This is a genomic window from Lutibacter oceani, assembly GCF_003384935.1.
GTDB lineage: Bacteria > Bacteroidota > Bacteroidia > Flavobacteriales > Flavobacteriaceae > Lutibacter > Lutibacter oceani.
In genome coordinates this window covers 509,576-530,332 of sequence record NZ_QTTQ01000009.1, presented here as the reverse complement: position 1 = coordinate 530,332, position 20,757 = coordinate 509,576, and the positions used below count along the sequence as shown (strand labels likewise).

The following is a 20,757-nucleotide window of genomic DNA, read 5'->3' as shown; positions in this document are numbered from 1 at the left end:
AAAAATTTTAATTTTATAACTTTTTATCAACTTTTGTACCAATGTTTTCACCAGAAATTACTTTTTCAAGATTTCCTTTTGTATTCATATCAAAAACAATAATAGGCAAATTATTTTCCTGACTAAGAGCAAAAGCAGTCATATCCATAACTTTTAATCCTTTATTCATTGCATCTTTATATGTAATAGAATCAAATTTAATGGCATTTTCATTTTTTTCAGGATCAACGTTATAGATTCCATCAACACGAGTTCCTTTTAAAATTACTTCCGCTCCAATTTCAATGGCTCTTAAAACTGCAGCTGTATCTGTAGTAAAGTAAGGATTACCAGTTCCGCAACCAAAAATTACCACACGTCCCTTTTCTAAATGGCGTACAGCTCTTCTTTTTATAAAAGGCTCGGCAACTTGTTCCATTTTTATAGCTGTAAGCAACCTGGTTTTAACTCCGGCAGCTTCAATAGCACTTTGCAAAGCCAATCCATTTATTGCGGTTGCAAGCATCCCCATATAATCACCCTGAACCCTATCTATACCATTACTTGCTCCTGAAACACCTCTAAAAATATTTCCACCGCCAATAACAATAGCAACCTCAATACCTTTATCTACAATGTTTTTTATTTCTTCAGCGTATTCTGATAACCTTTTTGGGTCTATACCATGTTGGCGATCACCCATTAAAGCCTCACCACTTAGTTTTAAAAGAATTCTTTTATAAGCCATAATTTATTTGAAAGTTATGCAAATATAAGAAATACTTTAGAAGTATAAATGGATTGTTAATGTTGAATTTTAGGATTATTTAAATCTAATTTTAACTTATTTTTAGTTGAAAAGTGTTCAATTAATAATTTAAGGGAATTTAAACTTGCAAATTCAACATCAACTATCGGTTTTTTTATGTTTAAATATTGAGATTTAATAGTTTCATAATCATTGATTTTTATAGTTTCTGTTTTTAAAATTGAAATCAATGATTTTGATATTTCCGATAAGTTTTTAGATAATGGTTCAATACTTTTTAAAATTGGACTATTATTTTTTATTTGTGAAAATTGCTTGTAGTTGTTTTCCCAATTTGTTAAAATGTCAATAATTTTCTTTTTTGAAGTATTGCTGGATGTTGAAATATAATCTGAAACTAAACTATTAAATAATAGTGCGTTTGAAGCATCTGCTGAACATGCATCAGCAAAAAGTGTAAAAGGAGAAAATGTTTTGTATTCCGTACCACCTTTATTACGTGTGTATATTTTAAGTGGTTCATATACTTTGGTTAACATTATTAAGGCATCAATATTTTGATTGTTTGTAATGTTTCTTAAAATTACATCTCTATTTCTAATATGGGTGATACCTAACTCTTCCAATCTAAAGCTAATTTGCCGTAAACGTTTATACATATTTGAAACATCATTAATTGATGCATCAGACCAAAACCGTTCTGCAATAGCAGCTGTTCTTGGCCATATTCTGGAATCAATATTTAAAGGTGTAACTAGTTCGCTCCACATTGTTGCTTCACCACCTAAAATTCGTGCTTTTTCTTCTGTAGTTAAATTGAATGATTTTGGCATTGGATCAACCAAATAATGATCACTTACGGATTGCATTAAATCAATATAATAACCATTTGATAGCACTGTTTGATGTCCTTTTTTGGCAGCTTTAACTAAAGAACTGCCTCCTGAAGTTCCTTCGTTTACACCTCTCCAGGAATGTATTAAAGCAGAAGTTGGCATTTTATCGGTCATAATTTCTTCCCATCCCATTACAGATTTTCCATGTTTGGATAATATTTTATCTAAACGAATATTGAAATAGGTTTGTAAATCATGGTTAGTTTTTAAATTATTAGCTTTCATAAAATTTTGAATATGCTCATTTTCATCCCAATGCTTTCCTTCGTTTTCATCACCACCAATGTGGAAATATTTAAAAGGGAATAATTGCGCAATCTCACCAAATAAATCTTCTAAAATTTCATATGTTTTTTCATTTGTAGGGTCTAATGTTGGATCAAAAATTCCCGAGTTACGTTCTATAGAATAGCTAATGTCTTTACTTCCAATTTCAGGAAATGCTGTTAAAATTGCTGTTCCATGTCCGGGAACATCAACTTCTGGCACAACACGTATTCCTCTATCTCCTGCATACTGAACAATATCTTTTATTTGTTCTTGTGTATAGTACAAACCGTCAGAACCTAATTCGTGTAATTTTGGTCGTGTTTTTGATTCGATTCTAAAGCCTTGATCATCTGTTAAATGCCAATGAAAAACATTCATTTTAACACTGGTCATAGCATCTAAATTTCTTTTTAAAACATCAACAGGTTCAAAATGTCTGGCAACGTCAATCATTAAACCTCTCCAGGTAAAACGTGGCGCATCTTTTATGTTAACATTTGGAAAATAATAAGATTCATCATTATTTGTTACTAATTGTAATAATGTTTCTAAACCATAAATTACGCCAATATCGGTGTTGGCTTTAATAGTAATGTTATTATTAGCAATGTTTAATTCATACGATTCATCTTCATTAATTTCTAATTTACCAATGTTCTCAAATGAAATATTCAAGGAATTATTTGTTGCATTGTAACTTTTTGATAAAAATCCATTTTCAATAAAAATACCAGTTCTTCCACTTAATCTTCTTAAAAATTTTGTTGTAGCAATTTCAATTCTTTTAGAAGGTTTTTTATTAACACCTATAGTAAATTCGGGGTTTATTAAAAAATTCCCAGGCTGCATTGTTATTTCCTTTGGCCAAGGCATTAAGTTTAAATTTTTCGATTGACTAATAGATGAAATCGAAAATAATCCAATAAGTAAAAAAACGATGTTTTTCATTGTGTGATTTTTAGAAATAGTATCTTTTAAAAGCCTCTAATGCGGCATAATCAGCTAAGCCTAAATTATTATATTTTGTTGCAGTTTCGTTGTTTCGCTCTTCAGCTCTAACCCAAAATTCTCTTGCATCATTTCCTTGAAACATTACTCCATCTTTTTGAGATTGATGGTAAAAAATGGCTTTACGCTTTCTTAAAACTTGATCTGGACTCATTGGAACAGCCATATCTATTTGATGAATATCCCATTCGTGCCAAGCTCCTCTATAAAGCCATACCCAACAATCATCCATATAATCATTATTTTTTAAGTTTTCTAATGCTTCAAAAATAGCATCTAAACAAACTTTATGCGTTCCGTGTGGATCTGCTAAATCTCCAGCGGCATAAATTTGATGAGGTTTAATTGTATGAATTAAATTTGAAACAATGTTAATATCTATATCGCTTAAAGGTTTTTTCTTTACGGTTCCTGTTTCATAAAAAGGAAGGTTTAAAAAATGCACATTTTTATCAGGGATACCTATAAAACGAGTTGCAGCTAAAGACTCTCTTTTTCTTATTAAACCTTTCAGTTTCCTAACTTCCAAATCATCTTCAAGATCTCCTTTTTTGGAGTTAATTTTTTCAATAATTGAATCAATATTTGAATTGTTAGAATTAATATCCTTAATAACTTCAGCATATTTTAATGCTTCGTGATCTGAAACTGCAATATTTCCTGAAGTTTGATAAGCTACATGTACTTCGTGGCCTTGTTCAACTAAACGGTCAAAAGTACCTCCCATAGAAATAACATCATCGTCTGGGTGTGGACTAAAAATAATAACTCGTTTTTTTACAGGATTTGCCCTTTCTGGTCTAGAAGAATCATCTGCATTTGGTTTACCACCTGGCCAACCTGTTATAGTATGTTGAAACTTGTTAAACATTTGAATATTAATATCGTATGCGGAACCTTCCTGAACTAATAAACTTGACATGCCGTGATCATTATAATCTTTATCTGTCAATTTTAAAATTGATTTTTTAGTTAATTGGCATAACCATACAATTGCCTTACTTGCTAATTCTTCTGTCCAAATACATGGTCCTACCAGCCAAGGAGTTTTTACACGAGTTAGTTCTTGTGAGGCTTCATCATTTAAAATAAATGTGGTATTAGGATGTTCCTGTAAGTAAGTTGCAGGTACTTCAGAAGTAATTTCTCCTTCAATTGTTTCTTTAACTATTGATGCTTTATTGTGTCCCCAAGCTAATAGTAAAATTCTTTTGGCTTTTTTTACGGTACCAATCCCCATTGTAATGGCTTTTTTAGGAACATTGTCTATTCCTAAAAATGAGGGAGCAGCATCTTCTCTTGTAACATGGTCTAATGTTATGCTTCTGGTTCCTGAATTATAATGAGATCCAGGTTCATTAAAACCAATATGACCTGTTCTACCAATTCCTAACAATTGAAAATCTAAACCACCATATTCTTTTATTTTTAAATCATAATCAATACAATATTGGTGTAATTCATCTAAAGGTATAGTTCCGCAAGGGATGTTAATATTATTAGGATTTATATCAATATGATTAAATAAGTGTTGGTGCATAAAATAGTAATAACTATGCACACTCTTTTTATCCATTGGATAGTATTCATCTAAATTAAAAGTAACCACGTTTTCAAAGCTTAACCCTTCTTCTTTATGCATCCGCACCAATTCTTCATAAATTTTAATGGGAGAGGAGCCTGTTGCAAGGCCAAGAATACACAACTGGTTATTGTTTTGCTTTTCAATTATTAAGTTAGCAATTTCTTTTGCCACACAAACAGATCCAATATTAGAATTTGAAAAAACAATATTATGTATTTTTTCAAAGCGTGTGTCTTCAAATTGTCCTGCTGGCTGATATTTAATATTTGTAGTTGTCATAGTTGTTATATTCATACATGAAAAAGTAATAATGTAAATGTATTTGATTTTTACTTTTTTAAATTATTTTTTCGACCAAAAGCAATGTATTAACTATAAAAAACAATCAAATATTTATAAACTCCTGTTAAGATTCTTTATTCAAAAAAAAACAATTATTATTTATTAATTACATCTTAAAGAGCTTTATATTTAAAATTATTTCTGTAAACAACTAAAAAAATACTACAGAAAGCATTTTTATAAATATTTATAATACAGCTTTTAAATGATTTGTTTTTTAAGATCAAAAAATTTTGCTATCAAAAAAAAAACCTATAATTTTTCACAAAAATTAATACTAATTTACGTTAAAATATTTTTTTGAGTTTAAAATGGCTAATAAATACCGGAAGTACAATTCCTAAAAAATATCATATTATTTTTTGGTCAGGTTATTTTGCATTTAATGTTATTCGTTGGGGCAGCTATTTTAATGATTATTGGTATTCTCTAAAATCTAATCTGGTTGAATTTCCTTTACATATTATTATTGTATATGTAAATATTTACTTTCTGATACCTAAATTTATTTTAACTAAAAAATATAAAAGATATATATTATTCTTACTACTATCTTTAATTATTTTATATGTGGTTAGAACAGGATTAAACTATTTATTAGTTACTAAAAATATTTGGCCAGAGGCAGAAGGAATTCAAAAAGCTTTTACATTCAATCATATTATAGCGGTAACTTTAGGTGAATTATATGTGGTTGCTTTAGCTTCAGCCATTAAATTAACTGTTGACTGGGTATATGAAAAAACACGATTTGAAAAATTAAAAAAAGTGCAATTAAGAACTGAGCTGAATTTTTTAAAATCTCAAATTCAACCACACTTCTTTTTTAATACACTAAACAATTTATATGCTTTAACATTAGAGAAATCTGATGCTGCTCCAGAAGTTGTATTAAAACTGTCTGATATTATGCAATATGTTTTGTACGATGTAAAAGAACCTTTTATTAAATTGTATGATGAAATTAATTATATTCAAAACTATTTGGATTTAGAAAAATTAAGATTTGGTGATAAAATTATTTCAACAACCAGTATTATTGGGGATATTGATAAAATAAAAGTACCGCCTTTGCTTTTTTTACCATTTATTGAAAATTGTTTTAAACATGGTAAAAAAGGTGATAATAAAATTAAGGTAGTAATAAGTTTTGAAAATGTAGCTGATAAAAATCTTATATTTAAAGTTGAAAATAGCTTTCAAAATATTGAAAACAAAGAGATAACTAATCATGGTATTGGAATTCAGAATGTTAAAAGAAGGTTAGAATTGTTATATGATACAAGTTTTGAATTAAAAACAAGTATTAAAAAAAATAAATATTGTGTTCAATTAAAATTACCAATTTAATGAAAGTAAAATGTATTATTATTGATGATGAACCTTTAGCGATTAAAGTAATACAAAATCATTTAAATGAATTTCAAAATATGGATTTGGTTGCCACGTTTAGTACTCCAATTGCAGCTTTACCAACTATTGAAAATAACGAAATTGATGTAATTTTTTTAGATATTAATATGCCAAAAATGAGTGGTCTTGAATTTTTAAGAACACTTACAAACAAACCTCATATTGTTATTACTACAGCTTACCGTGAGTATGCTGTTGAAAGTTTTGACCTTGATGTTTTAGATTATTTGGTAAAACCTATTCCGTTTGGTAGGTTTTTAAAAGCAATTAATAAAATATCAAATAGAATACTGCTTGAAAAGGATAAATTAAATGAAAATTTATTAAATGAAGTGCCATACATATTTTTAAAAGTTGATAAAAAACTAATGAAAATTAATTTGAATGATATTCTTTATATAGAGAGTTTAAAAGATTATATACAAGTAATTACTACAATTGACAATTATTTAGTACATAAATCTATGACAAGCATTTCTGAAGAATTACCAAGTGAAAATTTTTTACGAATTCATAGATCATTTACAATTTCAATAAATAAAATAACTTCTATTGAGGGTAATTCTGTTGAAATTGGTAATAAAAGAATTCCAATAGGAAGAAACTATCTTCAATATGCAAAACAAAAAATTTTAAATAACACAAATTTCATTGATTAATGCTTTTTATTAGTAGTATTTTAATTTAAAATAATGTTCATACTTAAAAAGTGTCATTTCAGCTATTATAACATGTTATTTAGAGAAATAAATTCTTAAACTATTTTTAATGTTCTATTTTAGAAGAATTAAAATTTTATCAATATACTAATCAGATAATACCAAAATTTATTACAATGTCAAACACAGTACAATCAAATACAACTAGTGGAAAGAGTACATTTATTCCAATATTAATTATAGCAGGTTTATTTTTTATATTCGGATTTGTTACTTGGATTAATGGAGCATTAATTCCATTTATGAAAACAATAAATGAGCTTACTTCTGCTCAATCATATTTGGTAGCATCAGCATCTTATATTTCGTTTGTTGTAATGGCGTTGCCCGCATCTTATATTTTAGGTAAAATAGGTTATAGAAAAGGAATGTCATTAGGTTTGTTTGTTATGGCTATTGGTGCTTTGGTTTTTATTCCAGCAGCAGAAGCTAGAACTTATTGGGTGTTCTTATCAGGTATTTTTATCCAAGGTATGGGAATGACTTTATTGCAAACAGCTTCAAATCCATATATTACAATTTTAGGACCTATGGAAAGTGCAGCTAAGCGTATAGCCATAATGGGTATTGCAAATAAAGTTGCAGGAGCTTTAGGATCCCTGATTTTTGGAGCTATTTTATTGTCGGGTATTGATGAAATAAAAGAAAAAATAAATACAGTTTCTGTTGATGAGAAAGCCCAAATGCTTGATGCCATGGCTGATAGTGTTGTTATTCCTTATATTGTAATGGCCATTATTCTTGTTGTTTTAGCGATATTAATTAGAAAGGCTCCATTGCCTCATGTAGAGGCTGAACCAATTGAAGAAAATATTGAAGGTAAAACTTCAAAAACAAGTATTTTTCAATTTCCACATTTATGGTTAGGTGTGCTAACATTATTTGTATATGTTGGAGCTGAAGTTATAGCTGGAGATACTATTATTGCCTATGGTATATCGTTAGGTTTTTCAGCTGATGACGCAAAATTTTTCACAACATTTACTTTAATGGCTATGGTTGCAACCTATGCTTTAGGGGTGTTTCTTATCCCCAAATATTTAAAACAAGGTACCGCCCTTAAAATAAGTGCTGCATTAGGAATTATTTTTAGTATTTGTATTTTATCTACAACAGGATTTACTTCTGTTTTATTTGTTGCTGCATTGGGAATTGCAAATGCGTTGGTTTGGCCTGCTGTTTGGCCTTTAACACTTGAAGGTTTGGGTAAATTTACCAAAACCGCATCGGCGTTATTAATTATGGCTATTTCTGGTGGAGCAATTATTCCACCACTATATGGAAGGTTAGTTGATGCTAATAAACATGAGTTAATTGCAAATGGTATTCATGAAGCTGAAGCAATGGCAACAGCAGCAAATAGTAGTTATTGGATTTTAATTCCTTGTTATGCTATAATATTATATTTTGCTTTATCAGGACATAAATTAGGTTTGAAAAAATAAATTTCACGTTTAAATAATATTATAATGGCAACAAAAAGACTTATGGCTCTCGATGTTATGAGAGGTTTAACAATAGCATTAATGATAATGGTTAATACACCGGGAAGCTGGAGTTACGTATATCCTCCTTTACTGCATTCAGATTGGAATGGCTGTACACCAACTGATCTGGTTTTCCCATTTTTCTTATTTATTGTTGGAGTTTCAATGTGGTTTTCATTTAAAAAATTTGATAGAGGAATTACAAACAAAGGTTTGTATAAGGTGATAAAAAGGTTTTTAATAATGTTTTTAATTGGGGTGTTTTTAAATGGATTCCCAAATTTTGATTTTGAAAACTTAAGATATTTAGGTGTATTACAGCGCATTGCTATAGCATATTTAATAGGAGCTCTTATTTGTATGCAATTTAATTATAAACAATTATCAATTATTTTTGGATTAATTTTAATTGGTTATTGGGGTTTATTGTTTTTCGGTGTTTCCGAAGGTCCATATGATTTAGCAACTAATATTGTAAGAAAAGTTGATATATTCCTTTTTGGAGAAAACCATCTATATAAAGGATTTGGAATGCCTTTCGATCCTGAGGGATTACTTTCAGCTCTTCCTGCTGTAGGTACGCTATTAATGGGGAATTTTACGGGTAGATTTATAGATCGTTCTTCTACTACTATTGAAGGTGTAAAAAAATTATTAATTTTTGGAGCCCTTGCCACATTTATTGGTTGGATTTGGAATTTTACATTCCCTATAAACAAAGCATTATGGACAAGTTCTTATGTTTTATACGCAGGAGGTTTAGCAATGGTATTTTTGGCCACTTTACTTTGGATAATTGATGTAAAAGGGTTTAAAAAATGGGCAAAGCCATTTATTCATTTCGGTACAAACCCATTGGCAATTTATGTTTTTTCTGGAATTTATGTGTCTTCAATCATATATTTTGTGCATATACCAATTGCTTCGGGTGAAGTTTTAAGTGGGTATAGCTATTTATACAAACAAGTTTTTGTTCCAATTGCGGGTAATATGAATGGATCTTTATTATTTGCAATAACACATATTATATTCTTTTGGTTTATAACCTATATTTTATATAAACGAAAGATTTTTATCAAGATATAAAAACAAAAAAAACCTCGCATTTAGCGAGGTTTTTTTATATAAATTACGAGTGTAATTATGCTATTGAAACTCTTTTAAAATCTGTTACAGTAACATCTCCAATACTTTTTACGTATTCAGCTACAGTAATTTTATCATCTTTAATAAAGTTTTGATCTAAAAGACATTGTTCTTGATCAAGAGTTGTGTTATCAGAAATAAATCTTTCTAATTTACCTGGTAAAATTCTATCCCAAATAGCTTCTGGTTTACCTTCAGCTTTTAATTCAGCTTTTAATTTCTCTTCAGTTTCCGCAATAATTGCATCCGTTAATTGAGATCTTGAAATAAAAGTAGGAATGTTTTTAAGAGTTTTACCTAATCTTCCTAATTCAATATTATCTTTTTCAATAACTGCAATTCTAGCTTCTGTTTCAGAAGCAACAAAAGCAGGATCAAAATCTTTATATGATAATATTGAAGCTCCCATTGCAGCAGCTTGCATAGAAATATCTTTAGCAACAACATCTGAACCAGCAACATTTGCAGATAAAGCAGTTATAGCTGCAATTTTATTTCCAGCGTGGATGTAAAAACCTACATACTCACCAGTAACTTTTTCAAAAGCACCAATCTCTAATTTTTCTCCAATAACTCCAGTTTGCTCAATTAATTTTTCAGCAACTGTCATTCCTCCAAAATCAGCATTTAAAAACTCTTCTTTTGAATTGTAATTTACTGCTGTTTTTGCAAATTCAGTAGCTAAAGCAACAAAAGCGTCGTTTTTAGCAACAAAATCAGTTTCACAGTTAAGAGATATAATAGCACCTTGTGTATTAGTATCATTTACATATGCTATAACAGCACCTTCTGAAGAATCTCTGTCTGCTCTTTTTGCAGCAACTTTTTGTCCTTTTTTACGTAAAATATCTACTGCTTTGTCAAAATCTCCTTCTGCTTCAACAAGTGCATTTTTACAGTCCATCATACCAGCTCCGGTAGATTTTCTTAAATTATTTACTTCTGCGGCTGTAATTTTTGCCATTTTTTTACTGTTTTTTGTTGAAATTAATTTTCAACTATTTTACATTAATTATTTTTTTACTTCTGCTTTAGCTTCAGTTTTTGCTTCAGCAACTTTTTCTTTACCAGCTTTTCTTTCTGCTAAACCTTCAGCAATAGAATCAGTAATATATCCTAAAACTTTATTAATAGATTTTGAAGCATCATCATTTGCAGGTACAACATAATCAATACCTCTTGGATCAGAGTTTGTATCAATCATAGCGAAAATAGGAATGTTTAATTTTTTTGCTTCAGCAACAGCAATGTGCTCTTTTTTAACATCAACAACAAAAATTGCTCCTGGTAAACGTGTCATGTCTGTAATAGAACCTAAGTTTTTTTCCAGTTTTTCACGTTGACGGTTAATTTGTAATTTTTCTCTTTTTGAAAGTGCATCAAAAGAACCGTCTTGTTTCATTCTGTCAATAGATGACATTTTTTTAACAGCTTTTCTGATAGTGATAAAGTTTGTTAACATACCACCTGGCCATCTTTCTGTGATGTAAGGCATGTTAATGCTTTTAGATTTATCAGCAATAATTTCTTTTGCTTGTTTTTTTGTAGCTACAAAAAGGATTTTTCTGCCTGAAGATGCAATTTTCTTTAAAGCTTCTGAAGCTTCTTCTATTTTTGCAGCAGTTTTGTAAAGGTCAATTATATGAACACCATTACGTTCTCCATAAATGTAAGGAGCCATGTTAGGATCCCATTTTCTAGTTAGGTGACCAAAATGTACACCAGCATCTAATAATTCTTTTACTTCAATATTTGTCATTTGTATTTAGTTTACGTTCCGTTGAGTTAGCAATAGGGAAGTAGCGAATATTCGATCTTCCCTATTTGGATGCTAAACTTATTACAGTCATTGACTGATCAACGACAACTTTGTTTTTAATTTCAATGAAACACCATAAAAAATGGTGTACCAATACTTGTATAAAACGATTAACGTTTTGAGAATTGGAATTTTTTTCTTGCTTTCTTTTGACCGAATTTCTTACGTTCAACCATTCTTGAATCTCTTGTAAGTAACCCTTCAGGTTTTAAGATAGCTCTGTTTTCTTCGTTTAATTCAACCATAGCTCTTGAAATTGCTAAACGAATGGCTTCAGCTTGTCCTGTAATACCACCACCAAAAACATTAACATTAATATCAAATGCAGTTGCATTATCCGTTAAATTTAATGCTTGCAATACTTTGTACTGTAATGTTGGAGTAGTAAAGTACGCTTTATAATCTTTTTTATTTACAGTAATATTCCCTTTTCCGTCAGAAACGTAAACACGAGCAACTGCTGTTTTTCTTCTACCTATTTTGTGAATTGTATCCATTATTTAAGATCGTTAAGGTTAATAGTTTTAGGTGTTTGTGCAGTTTGATTATGCTCAGTTCCAGCATAAACATATAAGTTTCTGTACAATGCACTACCTAATTTGTTTTTAGGTAACATACCTTTTACTGCTTTTTCTACAAGACGTATTGGGTCTTTTTCAAACATTTCTGCTGCAGTTAATGATCTTTGTCCTCCTGGATAGCCTGTGTGACGAATGTAAGATTTGTCAGTCCACTTTTTACCAGTTAAATTAATTTTCTCTGCGTTGATAACCACTACGTTGTCTCCACAATCTACGTGAGGAGTATAGTTTGGTTTGTATTTACCTCTAATTAGCATGGCTATTTTAGAAGCTAGACGACCCAACGTTTGACCGTCTGCATCAACTAATACCCACTCTTTAGTAACGGTATTTTTGTTAGCTGATACTGTTTTGTAACTTAATTTATTCACAATTAAATTCTTTGTTATAGTTAAACATTTATTTTATGTCCCTAAAAAGGGAGTGCAAATGTACAAACAATTATTTATATAACAAACAGTAAGTTAGCAATATTTTCTTCTGAAGTTATTTGACTAAAATTAATAGGTAAAAGCTTGTTTTTTGAAACTTTACGACTTTGAAACTTGCCAACTTTGTAACTAATTTTTTAATGAGCTTCCAGCCAATTGTTACCTTCGCCTAAATCTACAGTTAAAGGAACGGAAAGTTTATATGCGCTTTCCATTTTTTGTTTAATTATAGGTTTTAAGGATTCTAATTCTTCATTGTGCATATCAAAAACCAATTCATCATGTACTTGTAATAGCATTTTGGTTTTGTAATTTCCTTCAGATAAAAATTTGTGAATATGTATCATTGCAATTTTAATAATATCCGCGGCACTTCCTTGAATTGGAGCATTTACGGCATTTCTTTCGTCACCGGAACGTACAATTGCATTATGTGAATTTATGTTTTTTAAATATCTTCTGCGTCCTAAAATTGTTTCAACATATCCGTTATCACGTGCAAAATCTACCTGATTTGCTATATATTGTTTTAATTTTGGGAAATTTTTGTAATAATTATCTATCAATTCTTTTGCTTCAGATCTTGATTTGTTTAATTGTTGTGCTAAAGTGAAAGCTCCCTGGCCATAAATTATACCAAAGTTTACAGCTTTGGCATCACTACGTTGTGCTCGGGTAACTTCATTTAAAGGAACTCCAAAAACTTTTGCTGCGGTTGCGGCATGAATGTCTTCTCCTTTGTTAAAGGAATTAATCATACTTTCATCTTTACTTAATGCGGCAATTATCCGTAATTCAATTTGAGAATAATCGGCAGCAACTAGGGTGTAATTTTCGTTTCTTGGAATAAATGCTTTTCTAACTTCTCTTCCTCTTTCGGTTCTAATTGGAATATTTTGAAGGTTTGGATTATTGGAGCTTAACCTGCCCGTTGCAGCTACTGCTTGGCTGTATGTAGTATGTATTCTGCCTGTTACTTTGTTTACTTCTTTTGGTAAAGCATCTACATAAGTGTTTTTTAGTTTAACCAATCCTCTCCATTCTAATATTTCTTTTACAATTGTATGTTTAGGAGCTAATTTTGATAAAATTTCTTCTCCGGTTGCGTATTGACCAGTTTTCGTTTTTTTAGGTTTTTCAATTAGTTTTAAATGATCAAATAAAACATCTCCTAATTGTTTTGGTGAAGCTAAATTAAACTCAACACCAGCTTCTTTATAAATAGTGTCTTCTAAATTTTTAATATCATTCGTTAAATTTTCAGCTAAAGAATTTAAAAATGCATCATCTAATTTAATTCCTTCTAATTCCATTGATGCCAAAACTCTTAACACAGGAATTTCAATTTCATTAAATAATTTTATTAAATTGAATTTTTCCAAATCTTGAAAAAAGATTTCTTTTAATTGAAAAATTACATCCGTATTTTCAACAGCATATTCGGCATGTTTATAAATCTCAATTTCTCTAACCGAAAGTTGATTTTTCCCTTTTTTTCCTATAAAATTATTAATATTTATTGGTTGATAATTTAAATAAGTTTCAGCTAACACACTTATATCGTGTCGCATATCGGGGTTTAGTAAATAATGCGCCAGTTGGGTGTCAAATAATTTTCCATTAAGGTTTATGTCGAAATTTTTTAGAACTTTAATAGTGTACTTAATGTCCTGACCAATTTTTTCAATAGTTTCGTTTTCAAAAAATGGAGCAAATTCTTTAAGAATACTTTTACCGTTGTCTGTAGTGTTTTCTACAGGAACAAAATACCCTTTTCCTTTTTCATAAGAAAATGCTATTCCGGTTAATTCGGCTTCAAATGCATTTGCACCAATAGTTTCAGTATTGAAACTTACCGATTTTTGTTGCATTAATTTTTGAAGTAATAACTTTCTTGAAAAAGGTGTATTTACATATTGGTATAAATGATCGGTATTTTCATAGGTTCTATAACCTTTAATTCCTTCTTCATCAATTTTAGTTTCGACAGGTGTTGAAAATAAATCGAATTGTTGATTTGTAGGCGGTGGTGTTTTTTGTGTTGTATTATTTTCAGATTCAATTTTAGGTTTAATTGGCTCTGAAGTGGAAGTTTTAAATATTTTAGCAAGGTTTTCAGCAATTCTTCTAAATTCTAATTCTTTAAAAATTTCATTTGTTTTTTCAAAATCGGGATGATTTAATTCAAAATCTTCTTCATGAAATTCAACAGGGCAATCTAAAATAATAGTTGCAAGTTCTTTTGAAAGTAACCCAAGTTCTTTATTCGCTTCAATTTTTTCTTTCATTTTACCTTTTAGCTCATGAGTATTGGCTAAAAGATTTTCCATACTTCCATATTGTTTTAAGAATTTTTTAGCAGTTTTATCTCCAACACCAGGTAGCCCTGGAATATTGTCAACAGCATCTCCCATCATACCCAGGTAGTCTATAACTTGTTCAGGGCGTTCTACTTCAAACTTTTTTTGAACTTCTGGTATACCCCATATTTCAATACCATTTCCCATGCGGGCAGGCTTGTACATAAATATGTTTTCTGAAACCAATTGTGCAAAATCTTTATCAGGGGTTACCATAAATGTTTGATAACCTGCTTTTTCTGCTTGTTTAGAAAGTGTTCCAATTAAATCATCGGCTTCAAAACCTGGTTTTTCAATAATTGGTATATGCATAGCTTCCAGTATTTTATGAATATATGGAATTGCTATTTTAATTGCTTCAGGAGTTTCGTTTCTATTAGATTTATATTCAGGAAATGATTCAGAACGTGTTAAAGAGCCTCCATTGTCAAATGCAACTGCTAAATGGTCTGGATTTTCTCTTTTAATTACATCTAATAATGAATTTGTAAACCCTAATATTGCAGAAGTATCCATTCCTTTAGAATTGATTCTTGGGTTTTTTATAAGTGCATAATAACCACGAAAAATTAAGGCATAAGCATCTAAAAGAAAAAGGCGTTTTTTACTCATAATAAATAAGGTAGCTTATTGTAATTAATAAAAGAATTTTTATAATTACTTACTATATTAGCAAAGATAAAATTTTATTTTTGGAAATTAGGTATCTCTTAATTTTTTGAAATTTTATAAGAGACTGAGGTATTTTAAAAACTATAATTTAATTATTTGATAAGAATTAAAATTATTACTGTTAAGGTCTTTAACAATAATTAAATAATTACCTGCACTTAATTGAGATACATCAATATTTTTTTGATTTGTTTTTAAAATTATTTGGCCTAAATTATTATAAATTAAAGTTTCAATAGTTAACTCCGTAGAAATTTGAAAAGACGAAATTACTGGGTTTGGAAAAAGATTTACATTTAACTTATTAAATTTATTTATAGAAAGCGTAATTCCTGGTTTACTAGCCGTAATTGATGAAATATTTGTTGAAGCTGGAAAATTGTAAATTAAAGTATTTAAAGTTCCATCTCTTGTAGGTGTTAAATCACTACTCCAAGTTGTGCCATCTTTAACACGAAGAACGAGTGTTGGTTCTGAAGCACTACTTGTAATTAGCTCTGAGTCATTATAAAAAAAAGTTACATCACCCTGAAAATTGGTTATAGTGTTGCTGAAATTAAAAACTCTATCAATACTCTCTCCAACCGGTGTTGCCGTTTTAGAAAACTCTACTGGACCAGTTAGGGTTAAATCTGCACTAGGATTTAAATTAAGGCCGTTTACATAAAAATCCGTTCCAGAAACTACACTTAATGAACTGCCACTTGAAATAGTTAAATCTTGTGAATAGGAAAAGAAACTAATTAAGCAAAACAAATAGGGCGACATTTTAATAATTGACTTCATGGGGCAATTTTTTATTTGTTATAAAAATAATGAATATTTTTCAAATAAAATTTGAATTTTGAATAATTAATCTATTTTCAATGGTTTTTATTCGCTGATTATCAAATTGTTTTCATGACATATGTCACTAAAGTTACATAGGCAATACATTAACTTTGTTTTAAATTTAATTTATATGAAAATAAAAATTATCAATCTAAGTTTTATATTAATTCTAATACTATTAAGTAATAGTATTTTTTCTCAAGTAGGTATTGGAACCGTCTCTCCAAATACATCAGCAATGTTGGATGTGGATGTAGCTTCCTTAGCTTCAAATGGTAAAAAGGGGTTTTTACCTCCAAGAATGACTACAACAGAAAGGGATAATATTGGATTACCTGCGTCAGGTTTATTAATTTACAATACCGACACAGATCGATTAAATTATTACAATGGAGCTGACTGGCAAGTAGTTGATACAAGTACGGGTTATGTTGATTTAGTAAATAATCAAACAAATATTGGAGGAGATAAAACATTTACAGGAACCTTAACGCCTGATGGTAGGTTAATGTTACCAATGGGGGAGTTGAGTTATTTTAATCAAACCGGCCTTACCATCACACTTGGGACAGCGGATGTTTTCGAAAGAGTTGAATCAGGTACAGGCATTAATTTTTTAAATGACATGTTTGATACTAATCAAATAAATGGCGATATAATTGATTTTGATGCTAGTTTAACCTATAGAGGAGCCACCACTAGATTATTTCACATAGCCTTAAGTTTTAGTTTTTCACCTGGAACTAATAACGATGTTTATGTATTTGGCGTAGCAAAAAATGGTGTGGTAGAAAACAAATCCAAAGTTATTATAAAGGGAAGTTCCACTACAGATAATCAAAGTTCTGCAATGCATGTTGCGTTATGGCTTAGTACAGATGACTATTTAGAGTTTTATGTCGCCATGGTTGGAGATACTGGAACGATAGTTATGAAATCATTTAACTTTTTTGCTATGGGTATGTAGTTCTCATTTGGCGTTGTTTTAATAATGAAATACATAACGAAAGTCATCTTTAACACATAAGACATGATAAATATCATTATGTTTTTGAGGTAATTTATTTATATTTACAATATAATCCTCTCATTTTTAAGTTATGAAACCCCAAATAATAATCTTGTTAATAGTTTTAACTTTTTTAAGTTTTAATAATCCTTGTTTTGCTCAAGTTGGTATTGGAACCACAACACCAAACGCTTCAGCAATATTAGATGTAGTGTCAACCGATACGGGTATTTTAATACCAAGGATGAATTCAACCCAAAGAGAAACAATAGGGACACCAGCAGATGGGCTTTTAGTTTTTGATACACAAACTCAAAGTTTTTGGTTTTACAAGAATAGTACGGACGGATGGAAAGAGTTGGTTTCTGGAAGCTCAATTGTTGATGCTGATGGAGATACAAAAATTGAAGTTGAACAAAGTGCTGATGAAGATAATATTAGGTTTTCAACTGCAAATGTAGCAGGAGATGCCTCTTTAGAAAGAATGACAATCGACAATACAGGAGTTACTAAAATAGGTGATATTACTGGTGGTAATGATACAAAAATTGAAGCTGATGGTACCCTTATGTTTGAAGGAGATGCAGAAGTATGGGATGATTTAAGAGTTTCTATGGATAAAGGTTCTAGTTCAGCTTCACTGGACTATTTTCCAGGAGAGTCTAGCGGTCCGCAAATTTGGTATTTCCGTAATGCAAAAGGGTTAGAAACGTTAAGTTTTCAAGTTCAAATGCCACATAGTTATAAGGAAGGAACCACAATTTATCCACATTTGCATTGGACACCGAATAGTACTGGATCAGGTGATGTTGAATGGAATCTGGATTATACTTGGGTAAATTATGATCCAACAACTCCTGCAGTTTTTCCTGCAATTACAACTAGTACCGTTGTAGCAACTGGATCTTTTACACAAAGAACACATTTGATTACCAGTTTAACACCTGGCAGTGTTGGTTTAGATGGAACTGGGAAAAAAATATCGAGTATTTTAATATGTCGTTTATGGAGAGATTCAGGGCATACAGATGATACATACAATAGTGATGCAGGTCTTTTATCGCTTGATTTTCATTTTCAAATAAACACAATTGGAAGTCGATTGCAATATATTAAATAGATTTTTTTATTGTTAAAACCTTCTTAATTTTAAAAGAACAATTATTTAAATCGTAAAATAAGTTTAGTTTTGTTTTTATGATTAGATGGTTAATTTTCACAGTAATTGTGCTTTTTATTGATTTTTATGCTTTTCAAAGCATAAAAACAATTACTAAAAATAAAATTGTAATAATATGTTATTGGCTGCTTTCTATAGCAATAATAGCAAATGTAGTTTATAGTATCAATTCTGTTGGAGAATCTAGAGGGCTAAGCCAACAAGTAATGTTAGCATTTGGATTGTTAATTTTAACTTTAACTCCAAAAATAATTGCTTTAACAGTGCTTTTTAGTGAAGATGTTTTTAGGGTTTTTAAAACAGGTTTTAATTATTTTTCAAGTTCTAAAACAACTAATTTTTTTCCTGAAAGAAGAGCGTTTGTAAGTAAGCTGGCTTTAGGTTTAGCGTCAATACCATTTAGTTCAGTTTTATATGGAATGGTTCGTGGTAAATACAACTACCAAGTTATTAAACACACACTTTATTTTGAGGATTTACCAACAGCTTTTGATGGTTATAAACTAACACACCTTTCAGATATACATAGTGGTAGTTTTGATGATGAAGATAAAATTAGTCACGGAATTGATTTAATAAATGAACAAGAGTCTGATGTTATATTATTTACCGGTGATATTGTAAACAATACTGCCAATGAAATGACTCCTTGGATTCCTCTTTTTAGAAAACTTAAGGCAAAAGATGGAAAGTATTCGGTTTTAGGTAACCACGATTATGGAGAATATGTTCGATGGAAAACAGCTGATGAAAAAGAGGAAAATTTTAAGGCTATAAAGGATATTCATCCAAAAATTGGTTTTAATTTATTGCTAAATGATAGTATTTATTTAGACAAAGGAACTGATAAAATTGCATTGGTTGGTGTTGAAAATTGGGGGACACGTTTTAAAAAAGCGGGAGATTTAAATTTGGCTTCTTCAAAAATTAATAAAGAAGATTTTAAAATTTTAATGAGCCATGACCCTTCTCATTGGGAGCAAGAAATAAAAAGTCATACTAATAATTATCATTTAACTTTAAGTGGGCATACACACGGAATGCAGTTTGGAATTGAGATTCCAGGAATAAAATGGAGTCCTGTGCAGTACATTTATAAGCATTGGGCTGGTATATATAAAGAATTTGGTAAATATATAAATGTTAACAGAGGTTTTGGATTTTTAGCCTTTCCTGGTAGGGTAGGTATTTGGCCAGAAATTACTGTAATTACATTGAAAAAGAAGTAGATACCATTTTTTTAATTTAAAATAGTACATTTGTATAAATACATTGTGTTGTTTTTGAAGTTTTAGTCAAAAAAAATATAAAAAATCATGACAAAATTTGGAGAATTAATAGGTTCCGATATTCCTGTTTTAATCGATTTTTATGCAGATTGGGAAGATGGTTCTAATGACTTGCATTCTATATTGCGTGATGTTGCTGCCGCGCTTGGTGATAGTGCAAAGGTGATAAAAATTGATGTTGAAAAGAATGAAATCTTAGCTAATGCCTTAAGAATTAAAGGCAATCCTACTTTTATTATTTATAAAGATGGTGAAATGAAATGGAGGCAATCTGGTGATCAAGATGCCAACACATTAATAAATTTAGTACAGCAATATGTGTAACTATTTTATTGTATACTTTTGAAGCTATATCCTTTAGCGGTATAAAATTGTAATACTTCTGGCAGTACGTATTTTAGTTTTTTGCTTGCTTTTATACTGTCATGAAAAACAATAATGCTCCCTTTTTTTGTGTTTTTTATTACATTTTCCAAGCATTTTTTTTTCGAAATAGTTTTGTCAAAATCAGCGCTTAAAACATCCCACATTATTATTTTATAGCCTTTTTTTCTTATTTTTTTGCTTTGGGCTAAATTTAGTTTGCCATATGGTGGTCTAAATAATTTTGATTTATACCCCATAAATTGTTGAATTGTTGTGGTAGTATTTTTAAAATTATCTAAATAGGAAGTAGTATCAATTTTCCATCCGTTTAAATGGTTATATGTATGGTTTCCAATTGAATGTTCTTCTTGAATTATTCTTTCAAAAATTTTGGGATGTTTTTCAATATTTTTTCCAATACAAAAAAAAGTAGCTTTTGCGTTGTATTTATTAAGTTGATTAAGCGTCCAATCTGTAATTTCAGGAGTAGGACCATCATCAAAAGTGAGGTATATATTTTTTTCTTTTTTTGAAAAACTCCAAACCCATTTATGGAAAATAAATTTTAATAGACCTGGAGTTTTTATAATATAAGGTTTCATGTG

The 20,757-nt window shown here is 29.8% G+C and carries 18 protein-coding genes; 8 read left to right on the top strand and 10 right to left on the bottom strand.

What is annotated here, in order from left to right:
- Window positions 1-13: 13 nt before the first annotated feature.
- The 3 genes from pyrH to nagB are packed head-to-tail and all read right to left on the bottom strand — an operon-like array spanning window position 14 to window position 4,801.
- Window positions 14-727 carry a UMP kinase gene (gene pyrH / locus BX611_RS02420; RefSeq protein ID WP_115877891.1) on the bottom strand — a complete coding sequence of 238 codons (714 nt, stop codon included), beginning with the start codon at window positions 725-727 and terminating at the stop codon, window positions 14-16.
- Window positions 728-783: 56 nt separating this feature from the next.
- On the bottom strand, window positions 784-2,862 hold the full coding sequence (locus BX611_RS02415; RefSeq protein WP_115877890.1) for a beta-N-acetylhexosaminidase: 2,079 nt from the start codon (window positions 2,860-2,862) through the stop codon (window positions 784-786).
- Window positions 2,863-2,872: 10 nt separating this feature from the next.
- On the bottom strand, window positions 2,873-4,801 hold the full coding sequence (gene nagB / locus BX611_RS02410; RefSeq protein WP_240324946.1) for a glucosamine-6-phosphate deaminase: 1,929 nt from the start codon (window positions 4,799-4,801) through the stop codon (window positions 2,873-2,875).
- A gap of 348 nt (window positions 4,802-5,149) precedes the next feature.
- Between nagB and BX611_RS02405 the strand changes: the two genes are divergently transcribed.
- The 4 genes from BX611_RS02405 (at window position 5,150) to BX611_RS02390 (ending at window position 9,554) form a co-directional block, all read left to right on the top strand.
- Complete coding sequence (locus BX611_RS02405) at window positions 5,150-6,199, top strand: sensor histidine kinase (RefSeq protein ID WP_240324947.1); 1,050 nt, start codon at window positions 5,150-5,152, stop codon at window positions 6,197-6,199.
- Window positions 6,199-6,921, top strand: coding sequence for a LytR/AlgR family response regulator transcription factor (locus tag BX611_RS02400; RefSeq protein ID WP_115878925.1), 723 nt, complete (start codon window positions 6,199-6,201; stop codon window positions 6,919-6,921). The genes BX611_RS02405 and BX611_RS02400 overlap by 1 nt, the downstream gene beginning before the upstream one ends.
- A gap of 176 nt (window positions 6,922-7,097) precedes the next feature.
- Window positions 7,098-8,426 (top strand): sugar MFS transporter, encoded by a 1,329-nt coding sequence (locus BX611_RS02395; RefSeq protein WP_115877888.1) that lies wholly within the window; start codon window positions 7,098-7,100, stop codon window positions 8,424-8,426.
- A gap of 24 nt (window positions 8,427-8,450) precedes the next feature.
- A complete protein-coding gene (locus BX611_RS02390; RefSeq protein ID WP_205417112.1) occupies window positions 8,451-9,554 on the top strand; it encodes an acyltransferase family protein in 1,104 nt (367 codons plus the stop codon).
- A 55-nt stretch (window positions 9,555-9,609) separates the two neighbouring features.
- Here BX611_RS02390 and tsf read toward each other — a convergent pair whose 3' ends face one another.
- The 6 genes from tsf to BX611_RS02360 all read right to left on the bottom strand — a co-directional run bounded on the left by tsf (window position 9,610) and on the right by BX611_RS02360 (window position 16,263).
- Window positions 9,610-10,578 carry a translation elongation factor Ts gene (gene tsf, locus BX611_RS02385; protein ID WP_115877886.1) on the bottom strand — a complete coding sequence of 323 codons (969 nt, stop codon included), beginning with the start codon at window positions 10,576-10,578 and terminating at the stop codon, window positions 9,610-9,612.
- 48 nt (window positions 10,579-10,626) lie between these two features.
- Entirely contained in the window at window positions 10,627-11,373 is a 747-nt protein-coding gene (gene rpsB, locus BX611_RS02380) for a 30S ribosomal protein S2 (protein WP_115877885.1), read from the bottom strand.
- Between the two features lie 170 nt (window positions 11,374-11,543).
- The gene (rpsI, locus tag BX611_RS02375) at window positions 11,544-11,930 is read right to left on the bottom strand and encodes a 30S ribosomal protein S9 (RefSeq protein ID WP_115877884.1); all 387 of its coding nucleotides are present in this window, start codon (window positions 11,928-11,930) and stop codon (window positions 11,544-11,546) included.
- Window positions 11,930-12,385 carry a 50S ribosomal protein L13 gene (gene rplM / locus BX611_RS02370; protein ID WP_115877883.1) on the bottom strand — a complete coding sequence of 152 codons (456 nt, stop codon included), beginning with the start codon at window positions 12,383-12,385 and terminating at the stop codon, window positions 11,930-11,932. The genes rpsI and rplM overlap by 1 nt, the downstream gene beginning before the upstream one ends.
- 197 nt (window positions 12,386-12,582) lie before the next feature.
- Entirely contained in the window at window positions 12,583-15,420 is a 2,838-nt protein-coding gene (gene polA, locus BX611_RS02365; RefSeq protein ID WP_115877882.1) for a DNA polymerase I, read from the bottom strand.
- A 138-nt stretch (window positions 15,421-15,558) separates the two neighbouring features.
- Window positions 15,559-16,263, bottom strand: a complete 705-nt coding sequence (locus BX611_RS02360; protein ID WP_115877881.1) for a T9SS type A sorting domain-containing protein — start codon at window positions 16,261-16,263, stop codon at window positions 15,559-15,561.
- A 121-nt stretch (window positions 16,264-16,384) separates the two neighbouring features.
- Here BX611_RS02360 and BX611_RS02355 point away from each other — a divergent pair, with 121 nt between their 5' ends.
- The 4 genes from BX611_RS02355 (at window position 16,385) to BX611_RS02340 (ending at window position 20,110) form a co-directional block, all read left to right on the top strand.
- The gene (locus tag BX611_RS02355) at window positions 16,385-17,275 is read left to right on the top strand and encodes a hypothetical protein (protein ID WP_147296386.1); all 891 of its coding nucleotides are present in this window, start codon (window positions 16,385-16,387) and stop codon (window positions 17,273-17,275) included.
- A 133-nt stretch (window positions 17,276-17,408) separates the two neighbouring features.
- Window positions 17,409-18,437 carry a hypothetical protein gene (locus tag BX611_RS02350; RefSeq protein WP_115877879.1) on the top strand — a complete coding sequence of 343 codons (1,029 nt, stop codon included), beginning with the start codon at window positions 17,409-17,411 and terminating at the stop codon, window positions 18,435-18,437.
- Window positions 18,438-18,514: 77 nt separating this feature from the next.
- A complete protein-coding gene (locus tag BX611_RS02345; protein WP_115877878.1) occupies window positions 18,515-19,726 on the top strand; it encodes a metallophosphoesterase in 1,212 nt (403 codons plus the stop codon).
- A gap of 87 nt (window positions 19,727-19,813) precedes the next feature.
- A complete protein-coding gene (locus tag BX611_RS02340) occupies window positions 19,814-20,110 on the top strand; it encodes a thioredoxin family protein (RefSeq protein WP_115877877.1) in 297 nt (98 codons plus the stop codon).
- Window positions 20,111-20,115: 5 nt separating this feature from the next.
- Here the strand turns inward: BX611_RS02340 and BX611_RS02335 are convergent, their stop codons facing one another.
- On the bottom strand, window positions 20,116-20,754 hold the full coding sequence (locus tag BX611_RS02335; protein WP_115878923.1) for a polysaccharide deacetylase family protein: 639 nt from the start codon (window positions 20,752-20,754) through the stop codon (window positions 20,116-20,118).
- Between the last annotated feature and the right edge of the window lie 3 nt (window positions 20,755-20,757).